The 13,960-nt window shown below is 71.6% G+C and carries 12 protein-coding genes; 8 read left to right on the top strand and 4 right to left on the bottom strand.

The features are described from left to right. Positions 1-17: 17 nt before the first annotated feature. The 7 genes from glgA to ACZ3I3_RS35310 all read left to right on the top strand — a co-directional run bounded on the left by glgA (position 18) and on the right by ACZ3I3_RS35310 (position 9,409). A complete protein-coding gene (gene glgA / locus ACZ3I3_RS35340; protein WP_467371830.1) occupies positions 18-1,169 on the top strand; it encodes a glycogen synthase in 1,152 nt (383 codons plus the stop codon). 51 nt (positions 1,170-1,220) lie between these two features. After that, positions 1,221-2,441 (top strand): glucose-1-phosphate adenylyltransferase, encoded by a 1,221-nt coding sequence (gene glgC / locus ACZ3I3_RS35335; protein WP_403839124.1) that lies wholly within the window; start codon positions 1,221-1,223, stop codon positions 2,439-2,441. Between the two features lie 103 nt (positions 2,442-2,544). Next, positions 2,545-5,163 (top strand): PA14 domain-containing protein, encoded by a 2,619-nt coding sequence (locus ACZ3I3_RS35330; RefSeq protein ID WP_467371828.1) that lies wholly within the window; start codon positions 2,545-2,547, stop codon positions 5,161-5,163. 144 nt (positions 5,164-5,307) lie between these two features. Next, positions 5,308-6,651: a wax ester/triacylglycerol synthase family O-acyltransferase gene (locus tag ACZ3I3_RS35325; RefSeq protein ID WP_467371826.1), complete on the top strand. Its 1,344-nt coding sequence runs from the start codon at positions 5,308-5,310 to the stop codon at positions 6,649-6,651. Positions 6,652-6,756: 105 nt separating this feature from the next. Further along, on the top strand, positions 6,757-8,259 hold the full coding sequence (locus ACZ3I3_RS35320; RefSeq protein WP_467371824.1) for an SDR family NAD(P)-dependent oxidoreductase: 1,503 nt from the start codon (positions 6,757-6,759) through the stop codon (positions 8,257-8,259). Positions 8,260-8,641: 382 nt separating this feature from the next. Next, the gene (locus ACZ3I3_RS35315; RefSeq protein ID WP_010037330.1) at positions 8,642-8,815 is read left to right on the top strand and encodes a hypothetical protein; all 174 of its coding nucleotides are present in this window, start codon (positions 8,642-8,644) and stop codon (positions 8,813-8,815) included. A 54-nt stretch (positions 8,816-8,869) separates the two neighbouring features. Then, the gene (locus ACZ3I3_RS35310) at positions 8,870-9,409 is read left to right on the top strand and encodes a GNAT family N-acetyltransferase (protein ID WP_467371821.1); all 540 of its coding nucleotides are present in this window, start codon (positions 8,870-8,872) and stop codon (positions 9,407-9,409) included. Here the strand turns inward: ACZ3I3_RS35310 and ACZ3I3_RS35305 are convergent. The 3 genes from ACZ3I3_RS35305 to ACZ3I3_RS35295 form a co-directional block, all read right to left on the bottom strand. Beyond that, the gene (locus ACZ3I3_RS35305; protein WP_467371820.1) at positions 9,381-9,800 is read right to left on the bottom strand and encodes a VOC family protein; all 420 of its coding nucleotides are present in this window, start codon (positions 9,798-9,800) and stop codon (positions 9,381-9,383) included. The two genes, ACZ3I3_RS35310 and ACZ3I3_RS35305, sit on opposite strands and share 29 nt — an antisense overlap. Before the next feature lie 209 nt (positions 9,801-10,009). After that, positions 10,010-11,353: an amidase gene (locus tag ACZ3I3_RS35300; protein ID WP_467371818.1), complete on the bottom strand. Its 1,344-nt coding sequence runs from the start codon at positions 11,351-11,353 to the stop codon at positions 10,010-10,012. A 110-nt stretch (positions 11,354-11,463) separates the two neighbouring features. Further along, complete coding sequence (locus ACZ3I3_RS35295; RefSeq protein ID WP_467371816.1) at positions 11,464-12,498, bottom strand: alpha/beta hydrolase family protein; 1,035 nt, start codon at positions 12,496-12,498, stop codon at positions 11,464-11,466. A 90-nt stretch (positions 12,499-12,588) separates the two neighbouring features. On the opposite strand from ACZ3I3_RS35295, the gene ACZ3I3_RS35290 reads away from it, so the two are divergent. Beyond that, entirely contained in the window at positions 12,589-13,062 is a 474-nt protein-coding gene (locus ACZ3I3_RS35290) for a carboxymuconolactone decarboxylase family protein (RefSeq protein ID WP_467371814.1), read from the top strand. 34 nt (positions 13,063-13,096) lie between these two features. Here the strand turns inward: ACZ3I3_RS35290 and ACZ3I3_RS35285 are convergent, their stop codons facing one another. Continuing rightward, positions 13,097-13,801: a FadR/GntR family transcriptional regulator gene (locus ACZ3I3_RS35285; protein ID WP_467371812.1), complete on the bottom strand. Its 705-nt coding sequence runs from the start codon at positions 13,799-13,801 to the stop codon at positions 13,097-13,099. Positions 13,802-13,960 lie beyond the last annotated feature (159 nt).

Below are 13,960 nucleotides of genomic sequence, written 5' to 3'. Positions count from 1 at the left end.
AGAGCAGGGAGTTGCGGGTGCGCGTCGGACTGCTGACCCGGGAGTACCCGCCGGATGTGTACGGCGGCGCAGGCGTCCATGTGGAGTTCCTCGCCCGGGAGCTCAGACCACTGGTCGACCTCGACGTGCACTGCTGGGGCGAGGGCCGCGCCGACGGCGTGCTGCGCCACCGCCCCTGGTCCACGCTCGACGGCGCCAACGACGCGCTGCGCACCTTCTCCGTCGACCTGGCCATGGCCGCCGCCCTCGAAGGCCGCGAGCTGGTCCACACCCACACCTGGTACGCCAACCTGGGCGGCCACCTCGCCAAGATGCTCTACGGCATCCCGCACGTGATGACGGCCCACTCCCTGGAGCCCCTGCGCCCCTGGAAGGCCGAGCAGCTCGGCGGCGGCTACGAGCTGTCGAGCTGGGCCGAGCGCACCGCGATCGAGGCCGCCGACGCGGTGGTCGCCGTGTCGGGCGCCATGCGCGAGGACATCCTCGGCTGCTACCCGGCCCTGGACCCGGAGAAGGTCCACGTCATCCACAACGGCATCGACACGAGCCTGTACCGGCCCGACCACGGCACGGACGCCCTGGACCGCATCGGCCTCGACCGCTCCCGTCCGTACGTGCTGTTCGTCGGCCGCATCACCCGCCAGAAGGGCGTGCCCCACCTGCTGCGCGCGGTGCGGGACATCGACCCGGCCGCGCAGGTCGTGCTGTGCGCGGGCGCGCCGGACACGCCGGAGATCGACCAGGAGTTCCGCGAGCTGTTCGGGGAGCTGAGCCGGGTCCGCGACGGCGTCTTCTGGATTCCGAAGATGCTGCCGCGCCCGGAGGTGATCCAGCTCCTCACGCACGCCGCCCTGTTCGTCTGCCCCTCGGTGTACGAGCCGCTCGGCATCGTGAACCTGGAGGCGATGGCCTGCGGCACGCCGGTGGTGGCCTCGGCGGTCGGTGGGATCCCCGAGGTCGTGGACGACGGCAGGACGGGCCTGCTGGTCCCGCCCGGAGACGGCTTCGAGGCGGGACTCGCCCGGGCCATGGACTCCGTACTGGGCGACCCGGCGGCCGCCCGGCGGATGGGTGAGGCCGGGCGGGAACGCGCGGTCGGCGAGTTCGGCTGGGACGCGGTGGCCCGCCGCACGGTCCGGCTCTACGAGGAGATCCTGAAACAGGCTTAGTACGAGCTGCTCAGGGGCAGGCATCGGGAAATCTGCGTGAGGGGAGCGGCCATGCGTCGTGGTGGTCCTTCGGTCCTGGGAATCGTGCTGGCGGGCGGAGAGGGCAAGCGTCTGATGCCCCTGACCGCGGACCGGGCGAAACCCGCGGTGACCTTCGGCGGTACGTACCGCCTGGTCGACTTCGTCCTGTCCAACCTGGTGAACGCCGACGTGCTGCGCATCTGCGTCCTGACGCAGTACAAGTCGCACTCGCTGGACCGGCACATCACCACCACCTGGCGGATGTCCAGCCTGCTCGGCAACTACGTCACGCCCGTGCCCGCCCAGCAGCGCCTCGGCCCCCGCTGGTACCTGGGCAGCGCCGACGCGATCCTCCAGTCGCTGAACCTGATCTACGACGAGCGCCCCGAGTACGTCGCCGTCTTCGGCGCCGACCACGTCTACCGCATGGACCCCCGCCAGATGCTCACCCAGCACATCGACAGCGGAGCGGGCGTCACGGTGGCCGGGATCCGGGTGCCGCGCACCGAGTCCTCCGCGTTCGGCGTGATCACGCCGGGCTCGGACGGCCAGACGGTGGAGCGCTTCCTGGAGAAGCCGACGGACCCGCCCGGCCTGGCCGACGACCCCGAGATGGTCTTCGCCTCCATGGGCAACTACATCTTCACCACCAAGGCCCTCATCGAGGCGCTCCAGCGGGACGCGGAGGACGAGCGCTCCGTGCACGACATGGGCGGCTCGATCCTGCCCCAGCTCACCGACCGGGGCGAGGCCGCGCTGTACGACTTCAGCGCCAACCACGTGCCCGGCGAGACCACCCGCGACCAGGGCTACTGGCGGGACGTCGGCACGCTCGACGCCTACTACGACGCCCACATGGACCTGATCGCCGAGCGCCCGGCCTTCAACCTGTTCAACCGCAGCTGGCCCATCTACACGCACTCGTACCAGCTCTCGCCGGCCCGTTTCAACGCCGGGGGCATCGCCAGCGAGTCCATCATCAGCGCCGGCTGCCTCATCCGCGGGCAGGTCACGCGGTCCGTGCTGTCGCCGGGTGTGGTGGTCGACCCGGGGGCCGTCGTACAGGGGTCGGTGCTGCACGACAACGTGCACATCGGCCGGGGCGCGGTGGTGCGCGGCGCCGTGCTGGACAAGAACGTCGAGGTGCCGCCGGGCGCGACGATCGGCGTCAACCCCGAGCGCGACGCGGAGCTGTACACGGTGTCCAAGGGCGGCGTCATCGCCCTCGGCAAGGGGCAGCTGGTCACCTGAGGAGGAGCGGCCGGGGGACTTTGTCCTGCCTCTGGACGAAGCACGGAATCCGTGATGTTGTCATGCCAACTCATGTCCATGACAACGTTGTTGTGGAGGTTCCGTGCACACCAGACGCCTCAGAGCCCGACTCGCGTTACTGCTCGCCGCGCTCCTCGCCCTCACCGGCCTGACCGCGGCACCCGCCCTCGCGGACGACCCGGCCGACATCCACGGCCTCAAGGGCGAGTACTACACGCACTCCGCCCCCGGCGCCTTCGACTTCCACACCCTCAAGGCGACGACCTTCGACCAGGACCTGGACTTCGACAACCTGGAACCGCGCCTGAACTTCACCACCGGGCAGTCCGACGACGTCAGCGTCCGCTGGACCGGCAAGCTCGTCCCGGAGAAGACCGGCCCCCACACGTTCTCGGTCATCGGTGACAACGGCTTCCGCCTCTGGATCGACGGCAGGCTCGCCATCGACCACTGGGTCGACGACTGGGACCGCGAACAGACCGCGCAGCCCGTCGACCTGACCGCCGGCATGCCCTACGACATCAAGGTCGAGTACTTCGAGCACTACGGCGGCTCCAACCTCCACCTGCGCTGGACCCAGCCCGGCGGCGACAAGGAGCCCGTCCCGCAGTCGGCCTTCCGCCTCCCGGACGGCTTCGACTACGACGGAGCCCTCGCGGCCACGGTCCAGCCCACCGGCCGCACCCTCAAGCTCGACTTCGCCCAGCCCCTCGCCGCACCCCCGGCGAGCTTCACCGACCACCTCAAGGCGGTGATCGGCGGCGCCGAATGGCCCCTGGGCGCGGCACGGCCGGACCCCTCCGACCCCACCTCCCTCCTGGTGACCCTCGACGAACCGGTCGTCGGCAACAAGACCGGCACGGCCCGCGGCACCGCCGACGTCCGCTACGACGGGCAGGGCGGCCTCACCGACACCGACGGCAACGTTGTCAAGGAGTTCTGGACCAGCGGCCCCAACCGCTCGACCCACCAGCTGCGCACCCGCTGGGCCGACGAGGTCGGACCCGGCAACGCCCTCCCGGAGTACCCGCGCCCGCAGCTGACCCGGGACGCCTGGCAGGGCCTCAATGGCCGCTGGCAGTTCGCCGCCGCCGAACCGGGCGAGCAGCCGCCCGTGGGCAGGACGCTGAAGGAGCGCATCCTCGTCCCGTACCCGGTGGAGTCCCAGCTCTCCGGCATCGAACGGCACGAGGACCGCATGTGGTACCGCCGCACCTTCACCGTCCCCGCCGACTGGCGGATCGGCTCCGGCAAGCGGCTCAAGCTCAACTTCGGCGCCGTCGACTGGCGCTCCGAGGTGTACGTCAACGGCACGAAGGTCGTCGAGCACGAGGGCGGCTACGACAAGTTCAGCGCCGACATCACCGACGCGCTCAAGCCCGGCCGCATCCAGGAACTCATCGTCGGTGTCTACGACCCGACCGACGCCGTCTCCGGTGAGAACCCGCCCCTCGGCAAGCAGCGCCTGGACCCCAGCGGCATCTGGTACACCCCGTCCTCCGGCATCTGGCAGACGGTCTGGATGGAGCCGGTGGCCCGCGACCATGTGGACTCCCTGAAGCTCGTCCCCGACGTGGCCGGGGAGAAGCTGACCGTTCAGGCCCGGGGCGTGCGGGACGGCGTACCGATCACGGCGACGGCGTACGACGGCCGGCGCGAGGTGGCCACGGCGAGCGGCCGCACCGGCAGCCCGCTGACACTCACCGTCCGCGACCCGCACCTGTGGTCGCCCGACGACCCGTTCCTCTACGGCCTGAAGGTGAAGGTCGGCGCCGACCGGGTCGGCAGCTACTTCGGGATGCGCTCCATCGCCGTCGAGAAGGTCAACGGCGTCCCGCGCACGGTCCTCAACGGCGAGCCCGTCTTCATGATGGCCACCCTCGACCAGGGCTTCTGGCCGGACGGCCTGCACACCGCGCCCACCGACGAGGCCCTCGCCTACGACCTCAAGGCGCACAAGCGGCTCGGCTTCAACTCCGTCCGCAAGCACATCAAGGTCGAGCCGGACCGCTGGTTCCACTGGGCCGACCGGCTCGGGCTGCTGGTGTGGCAGGACATGCCCGCGATGACGGCCGGGGTGAATCCGAGCCCCGCCTCCCGCGCCCGCTACGAGCGCGAGCTGAAGGAGATGATCGACGAGCACGTCAGCAGCCCGTCGGTCGTCATGTGGGTGACCTTCAACGAGGGCTGGGGCCAGTACGACGTCGGCCGCGTCGCCGAGCAGGCCAAGGCCTGGGACCCCACCCGCCTCGTCAACGGCCAGTCCGGGCTGAACCTCGGCGCCGACGGCGGCACCGGCGACATCATGGACGAGCACGGCTACCCGAGCCCGGCCCTGCCGCCCCGCCCCGACGGCGAGCGCGCCCTGGTCAGCGGCGAGTACGGCGGCCTGGGCCTCGCGGTGCCCGGCCACGCCTGGTCGGTGCAGCAGTCGTACGTCGACGTCGACCCGGCCACCTATACGGACGACTACCTGACAAAACTGGACGAGGTCCGGGCACTGGTGTGCCGGGGCAGCAACGGGGCCGTGTACACCCAGATCGCCGATGTCGAGGGCGAACTGAACGGCTTCCTCACGTACGACCGGGCCGTGCTCAAACCGGACACGGCCCGGCTGAAGTCAGCCCACCAGGCGCTGATCCGTGACGCCTCCCGGGTGACTCCCACGGGGTGCCCGGCGCCGCGTCCTGTGCTGGACTGACCCCACATGCACCATAAGTCCCGCCCCTTTCATCGGGGCGGGACTTAATCTGCTGTTAACTGTACGTAGCCTGATCGTACTTGACCGTAATCGGCTGGGGGCGATTGACTGCTGGCCCACCCGTCGTCGACGCGAGGCAAGCCCTTGACTGCTGACCTGCTCGCTCCTCTCGACCTGGCGTTCTGGAACATCGAGTCCGCGGACAACCCGATGCACCTCGGTGCGCTCGGGATCTTCTCGGCCCACTCGCCCGCCGCCGGCGCCCACGCGGCCGATCTGCTCGCGGCCCGCGCCGCCGGCGTACCCGGACTGCGGATGCGCATCCGCAACGTGTGGCAGCCGCTGCCCGCCGCGCTGCGCCGGCCCCTCGCCTTCGGCGGCGCCGCCCGCGAATCCGACCCGGACTTCGACCCCCTGAACCATGTGCGGCTGCACGCCCCGACCGGCGACTTCCACTCGGTCGCGGGCCGGCTCATGGGACGTCCGCTGGAGCGTGGCCGGCCGCCGTGGGAGGCCCATGTGCTGCCCGGCGAGGACGGGATCTCCTTCGCGGTGCTGTTCAAGTTCCACCACGCCCTGGCCGACGGGCTGCGGGCGCTGACCCTCGCCGCCGGCGTCATGGACCCGATGGACATGCCCGCGCCCCGGCCCCGCCCGGCCGGGCCCCCGCGCGGCCTGCTGCCGGACGTACGCGAGCTGCCGGGGATGGTGCGCGGCGCCCTGTCCGACGCCGCCCGGGCCCTCGACATCGGCGCCTCCGTCGCCCTCTCCTCCCTCGACGTGCGCTCCGCCCCCGCGCTCACTTGTGAGCCGAGCGGCACCCGCCGCACCGCCGGAGTGCTGCTCGACATCGACGACGTGCACCGCGTCCGCAAGACCGTCGGCGGCACCGTCAACGACGTCCTGATCGCGGTCGTCGCGGGCGCGCTGCGCCGCTGGCTCGACGAGCGCGGCGACGCCAGCGAGGACGTCGCGCCCCGCGCCCTGATCCCCGTCTCCAAGCGCCGCCCGCGCACCGCGTATCCGCAGGGCAACCGGCTCTCCGGCTACCTGATACGGCTTCCGGTGGACGACCCGGACCCGCTGGCCCGCCTCGCCTCGGTCCGCACGGCCATGGACCGCAACAAGGACGCCGGCCCCAACCGGGGCGCGGGCGCCGTCGCCCTGCTCGCCGACCACGTCCCGGCCCTGGCCCACCGGCTGGGCGGACCGCTGGTCGGCCAGGCGGCCCGGCTCTGGTTCGACATCCTGGTCACCAGCGTCCCCCTGCCCAGCCTCGGCCTGAAGCTCGGCGGCAACCCGCTCACCGCCGTCTTCCCGTTCGCCCCGCTGGCCCCCGGCCACTCCCTGGCGGTGGCGGTCTCGACGTACCGCGGGAGCGTCCACTACGGGCTCGTCGCCGACGGCCATGCCGTGCCGGACCTCGACCGGCTCGCCGAGGCCGTCGCGGAGGAGGTGCGCACGCTGAGCGCCGCCTGCCGGTCCTGAGTCGGCCGCGTTTGGCGGTGTGGCCCGCCGCTGACGTAAAATTCGCCCTTCGAAAGCGGGCGCGACCGGCGCGCCACCACAGCAGAGCAGGGAACGACAGCGGCGATGACGGTGACAGAGGACGGCCCGCAGGCCATGGACGAGGCGAGCGGGCTCTCGTACGGACCCGGCATCGACCCGGAGCGGCTGGCCGTCTGCCTCAGCGTGCTCGAGGAACTCGACAAGCTGGAGATCGACCACCCGGACGCCGTCGCCGTGCGCCGCGCCACCGCGGGCGTCTACCGCACGGTCAAGCAGCGCCGCCGCCAGGAGCGCCGGGCCGCCAAGACCGCCCACGACAAGGCGGTCACGGAGGCCACGGCGACCGGCTCCGCCCAGCGCATCGACGACGAGACCGAGGGCCTGCTGCCCTCCTCGCGCACCGAGGAGGGCCGGATCGCGGGGATACTCCAGCGCCCGCGCTCCTGCTACACCTGCAAGACCCGGTACGTGGAAGTCGACTACTTCTACCACCAGCTCTGTCCGGACTGCGCCCGCATGAACCGCGAGAAGCGCGACGTCCGCGCCGACCTCACCGGCAAGCGCGCGCTGCTCACCGGCGGCCGCGCCAAGATCGGCATGTACATCGCGCTCCGGCTGCTGCGTGACGGCGCGCACACCACGATCACCACGCGCTTCCCCAAGGACGCCATCCGCCGCTTCAAGGCGATGGACGACTCCGCGGACTGGATCCACCGCCTGGAGGTCGTCGGCATCGACCTGCGCGACCCGGCCCAGGCCGTGGCCCTCGCCGAGCAGGTCGCCGAGGCGGGTCCGCTCGACATCCTCGTCAACAACGCGACCCAGACCGTACGCCGCCTGCCCTCCGCCTACGCCGCGCTGGTCGAGGGCGAGAGCGCCGCGCTGCCCGCAGGTGAGCTGCCCGCCCACCACGTCATCGGCGCCTTCAACTCCGGCGCGGTCGACGGCCTGGCCGCGCTGCCCCTGGGCACCAGCGGCCTCGACGCCCAGCAGGTCGCCGACCTCGCCCTGGTCGCGGGCAACGCCAGCGTCGAACGGCACCTCGACGGCACGGCGATCGACGCGGGCGGGCTGGTCCCCGACGTCGTCGACTCCAACACCTGGGTGCAGACGATCGAACAGATCTCCCCGGTGGAGCTGCTGGAGACCCAGCTGTGCAACTACACGGCGCCGTTCATCCTCATCAGCCGGCTCCGCCCGGTCATGGCCGAGGCCGCGAAGAAGGCGGCGAGCGGACGCGCGTACGTCGTGAACGTCTCGGCGATGGAAGGCGTGTTCGGCCGCGGCTACAAGGGTGCGGGGCATCCGAACACCAACGCCGCGAAGGCCGCGATGAACATGGTGACGCGGACCAGTGCGCAGGAGATGTTCCAGACCGACGGCATCCTGATGACCTCGGTCGACACGGGCTGGATCACGGACGAGCGGCCGCACTACGACAAGCTGCGGCTCGCGGAGGCCGGGTTCCACGCGCCGCTGGACCTGGTCGACGGTGCGGCCCGGGTCTACGACCCGATCGTGCGGGGCGAGGCGGGGGAGGACCTGTACGGCGTCTTTCTGAAGGACTACGCGCCGGGCAAGTGGTAGGGCTTCCCGGCCCCCCGGCCGACGTCTGGAAACCGCCGGTGCGGGTCTACCCCGTTCGGGTGATCTGCAAAACGTCCTTCCGTGGGCAAATCGGTGCGTAAACCCGAGCTGAACACGGGATGACGCGCGATCGTTACCGCTTGTTTTCAGCCCCATCGAGCGGGGGGCCGCTCATTTGGTTAACCTGAGGCGGACGGACAGCAGGACGGGACCCACACCCACGGTCCGTCATGGGACTAGCCGGTACACCACGGCCTGCGCTCCCGCGAGTTACCGGCGCCACCGCGTCCGAACTGCATTTGGCATCAGACCCGAGCGGGCGTCAGGCGCAGAGCAGGATGGCGCAACGTCCCGAGGGTGACCGACACATAAGGAGTGCGCGGTGACACCGGAGAAGACGAATCGCGAGCAACGCCCCAAGGAACGCACGGAGCGCAAGGGCCGCCGGTCCGACGAACTCGGCAGCCTCGACGTGTGGGCCCGGTCGGCCCCCATCCGCCTCGCGGGCTACGAGGAGGACCTCGCCGAGCCCCACATCCTGCCCAGCGTCGACTGACCGGGCGCGGCCCCTCCGCGTTCGCGAGCGCGTGGGCGTGCCAGACTCGCGCCCATGCTGATCAGGGAAGCAACGGCTGACGACTGGCCGCGCATCTGGCCGTTCTGGCACCGCATCGTCGCCGCGGGCGAGACCTACGCATGGGACCCGGGCACCTCCGAGGAGGAGGCCCGGGTCCTGTGGATGAATCCGGCGAAACGCGTCTACGTCGTCGAGGACGACGGCGGCAGTGTCGTCGCCTCCGCGTACCTCACCCCCAACTACGGCGGACCCGCCGCCCGTATCGCCAACGCCGGCTTCATGGTCGACCCGGACCAGGGCGGGCGGGGCCACGGCCGCGCCCTGGCCGAACACCTCCTGACCGAGGCGAGGGCCGCCGGCTACCGGGGCATGGTGTTCAACGCCGTCGTCGAGACCAACCCGGCCGTGAAACTGTGGTCCTCCCTCGGCTTCACGATCCTCGGTACGGTGCCCGACGCGTTCGACCATCCCCGGCACGGCCTCGTGGGGCTGCACATCATGTACCGGGCGCTCCGGAGCAGCGGGGAGACCGTGACCGGGGCCGTCAGGGGCGGACGTACGGCCGGGTCATGATCTCCATGTTGTGGCCGTCCGGGTCGTCGAAGTAGGCGCCGCGGCCGCCGAAGAGGCCGTTGACCCGGCCGGGCTCGGTGTGGCTCGGGTCGGCGTAGTAGGTGACCCCCAGCGCCTCCAGCCGGGCGATCATGGTGTCGAACTGGTCCTCGGGCACGAGGAACGCGTAGTGCTGTCCCTGGATCGGCTCGTCGGTCTTCTCGTAGTAGTCGAGGGTCACGCCGTTGCCCAGGTCGACGGGCAGGAACGGCCCGAAGGGGGCGCCCACCTTCAGGCCCAGGACCGCCGCCAGGAACTCCGCCGACAGTTGGCGGTCCGAGGCCAAGACGACGGTGTGGTCGAGGCGGGCGACGGTGGCCGGGAGTTCGGGGGTGTGGTGTGTGTGGGACATGAGTCTGAAGAGTCTCCGGGTCTCGGGATCCGTGGTGAAGCGCCGCAGTGGGCGCGAGGGGATGAGGACACGGAGACGGGAGGCGGGGCTCGTGCCCTCTCCGGCTCTCGGGCGGGCCCGGGCGGGGTCACCCCCGCCGCGCTCACTCCGAGGCCGGGCGCCTCACTCGTGCATGGCCTACGGCCGACCCGGCAGTCACCCGGCCGACTCTAGTTCATCGGCGCCGTACGCCGCCACGGATTACGTTCCTGCAACTGCTGGGCCACTTCCAGGAGTTGGTACTCCGTGCCGGGGCGTCCCACCAGCTGCACGGCACAAGGGGCGCCGGAGGGGAGGGTTCCGCAGGGGACCGACATCGCGGGCCAGCCGGTCAGGTTCCACGGGGGCGTCAGGGGCGAGTAGTTCGTGTTCGCCAGGAGGTTGCTCAGCCAGCCCCGCTCGTGCCAGGGCGCGGCCTTGGGGGAGCGGCGGGCGAGCGCGGGCGTGAGCAGCACGTCGTACTCGGTGAAGAACGGCTCCAGCCGCCGGCGCAGTTGCTCCCGGGCCGTCCCGGAGCGCACCCTGCCCATGACGAGCCGGCCGAGTCTCGCGTGGGTGCGGGTACGCCGGGTGAGCAGACGTGCGTCGAGGTGCTGGGCGTCCGCGGCGGTGCCGGCCGTCCAGTGGGCCAGCGAGGTCGTGGCGAGCGACAGCGGGTAGGGCGGGTCGGCGCGCCGGACCTGGTGGCCCGCCTTCATCAGCACCCCGGCGGCCTCCCGTGCGGCCGCCGCGTACGGCCGGCTGATGGTGACGCCGGCGACCGGACTGCGCAGCGACACGGCGACCCTGAGGGGACCGGTGTCCGCGCGGAGGGCGGGCTCGTCGTCCGCGAGCACCGAGAGCATCAGACGGGCGTCCTCGACGGTCGTGGCGAGCGGTCCGTTCTCCGACAAGCCGAACCAGCCGCCGTCACCGTCACCCGCCGGGACCACTCCGTGTCCCGGCTTGATGGTGACGAGGCCGCAGTTGGCGGCCGGTATGCGCAGGGAACCCATGCCGTCGTTGCCGAGGGCGATCGGCACCATCCCGGCGGCGACCGCGGCGGCGCTGCCGCCCGACGAGCCGCCCGCCGAGCGCGTCGGGTCCCAGGGGTTGCGGGCGGTGCCCAGCACGCCGTCCGTCGTGCCGAAGACACACAGTTCGGGCACGTTCGTCAGCCCCACGACCACCGCGCCCGCCGCCCGCAGCCGGGCCACCGTCACATGGTCCCGGTCGGCCGGAGTGTCCGGTGTCGCGGCCGAGCCGACACGGGTGGACTCGCCGCGCACGGCGAGGTTGTCCTTGACGGCCACGGGCACCCCGGCCAGGGGCAGGCGGTCGAAGTCGCCGCGTGCGGCCACCTCGTTGGCCTCGGCCAGCGCCGCCTCGGCGCGCACGGTGCGGAAGGCCCCGACACGGCCGTCGAGCCGCTCGATCCGTGCGAGGTGCTCGGCGGCCACCTCGCGCGGGGTGACCCGCTTCTCGCGTACGGCGGCGGATATCTCGGCGGCGGTGCGGCCGGCCCAGGTGGTCACAGAGGCTCCTCGGCGTGGAAGGACGGGATTACTGGCGAGTACGTAGGGAGAACTGTGCACCGGCCAAGGGCGCACGTCGAGGCCCTCGGCAGCCGGATGATCCGAGCGGTTCAGCGCAAGTGGCGGGCGAAGAAGGCCTCGGTGAGGTCCATCGAGGCCGGCCACCGCGGCCCGAAGGTGTGTCCCTCGCCGGCGTGGGTGCGCAGTTCCACGTCGTTGCCCGCCTTCTCGAACGCGGCCGCGACCTGACGTGACCAGGTGAGGGGGCAGGTGTCGTCCGCCGTGCCGTGCTGGATCAGCAGGGGTTCGGTGACGCGCTCGGCGTACGTCAGGGGTGACACGGCCCGCCAGAACGCCGGATTCTCCTCGGGCGTGCCGTGCTTGTCCTCGATCTCGGCCACGACGGGGTCGCCGTCGGGGCGCTGGAAGTGGTCGATGTTCTCCTCCGGGCGGGCGCTCACCGGCGCGTACACCACCGCGGCGTCGAACAGGCCGGGCGCCACGACCAGGGTGTTGTACACGACCCCGCCGCCCATCGACCGGCCGAACAGGCCGATCCGGTCGCCGTCGATCTCGGGGCGCCCGGAGTCCCGCAGTGCCAGGGCCGCGCCGATGACGTCCTCGGTGTAGCCGAGGCGCAGACCGACGTCGTTGTCGGGGTCGTCGTCGGAGCCGGCGTGGTTGCGGTAGTCGGTGTGCAGGACGACGTAGCCGCTGCGGGCCAGGCGGTCCTGCTCCCGGGGCATGCCCTGGCCGCTGACGTAGACGTCCGGGTCGATGTAGCCGTGCGCCAGCACCAGTGCCGGGAACGGGCCCTCGCCCTCCGGGATGTTCATGATCCCGGAGATGGTCAGACCGTTCGCCTCGTAGGTGACCGCGTAGCGGGTGTAGGCGGAGGTCCGGTCGAGCACGTCCCCGAGCCGCAGCCCGGAGCCGGTGTGCTTCCGCTGCATCAGGGCCGGGAGGGAGACGGGGTCGGCCGGGGTGGGGGAGGGCGTGGTGCGAGGCCGCTCGCTCGTGGCCCGGGTGGACGTCGGGGAAGCCTCGGGCGCGCTTTCGTCCCCGCCGCCGGTACAGCCGATCGCGACGGCCGCCAGCAGTCCGGCGGTGACCCAGGCCGTGCCCCGCAGTCGCATACGGTCCATTGTGGTCCACGTCACCTTCCCCGATGTCACATCGGATCGAGCCGCCGGCTCATAAGGGCGTAAGCATCGACAACGACAGAGGAGCTCACCATGAGCGCGCGTCTGGACGTCTTCGCCATCCCGAGCGCCGGCAAGGTCATCAAGCAGTTCATGTCCTTGGGGCGGCTGGTCGTGGAGTCTCCGCTGCCGGCCGCCACCCGGGAGCTGGTCTCGCTCCGCGTGAGCCAGATCAACGGCTGCGCGGTCTGCATCGACATGCACACCAAGGAGGCCGCGGCGGCGGGCGAGAGTTCCGTACGCATCAACCTGGTCGCCGCGTGGCGGGAGGCCACGGTCTACACCGAGGCCGAGCGGGCCGCCTTCGAGCTGGCCGAGCAGGCGACCCGGATCGCGGACGGCGCCGGCGGGGTGCCGGACGAGGTGTGGGAGCGGGCCGCCAAGCACTACGACGAAGAGCAGCTCGTCGCGCTGGTGACCCTGATCGCCTTCATGAACACGGCGAACCGGCTGAACGTCGTCCTCCAGCAGCCGGCGGGCGACTACCAGCCCGGTCAGTTCAAGTAGCCACGGCAGCTCGGGCCCTGGGGAGTGTCTGTCCCTAGGGCCCGAGCTGTGCCCGGAGCCACTCCTCCACCTCGCCCACGTGCGCGGCCGCCGCCGCGCGGGCCGCCTCCGGGTCGCGGGCGGCCAGGGCGCGGTGGATCGCGGCGTGTTCGCGGCGGGTGCGGGCGAAGGCACCCTCCTCCTGGTAGCCGCGCCAGACACGGGCGCGGAACGTCCGCGACGACAGGCCCTCCAGGATCGCGGCCATCGTCTCGTTGCCCGCGGCCACCGCGATCTCGCGGTGGAAAGCCAGGTCGTGGGCGAGGATCTCCTCCGGATCGTCCGTGGCGTTCATCGCCGCCAGGTGCTTCTCGACCTCGGCCAGCTGGTCCGCGGTGATCCGGGCTGCGGCCAGCGCGGTCGCCGTCGACTCCAGGATCCGCCGGATCTCCAGCAGTTCCACCAGACGCGGGCCGCGCGACAGGTCCGCCACGACCCCGAAGGTCTCCAGCAGGTCGCCGGCCTCCAGCTGCGTGACGTAGATGCCCGATCCGTGCCGGGCCTCCAGCACGCCCAGCACCGTGAGCGCGCGGATCGCCTCCCGCATCGAGCTGCGGGACATGCCGAGCTGCGCGGCCAGGTCACGTTCGGTCGGCAGCCGCTGGCCCGGCTCCAGCCGGCCCTCGCCGATCATCGCCTTGATCCGCTCTATGGCGCGCTGCGTCACGGTGCCCTTCTGCGGGGCTGTCTCGTCGTCCACGCCATTCCTCCGATCACCGGCTGCGGCGCAGTCTAATCGCCGATGTGGTCGGACCACTATGCGTCAGGAGCGCGAAAATCTGGCGTCGTGGGGTGTTCCGGCGAGGGAGTGGTCTGATAAGTATGCGGGCATCTGCTCGAACACCGGTCGATGGGAGGG

The organism is Streptomyces sp. NPDC016851, from assembly GCF_055562795.1.
This window is presented reverse-complemented; position numbering and strand designations above follow the sequence as displayed.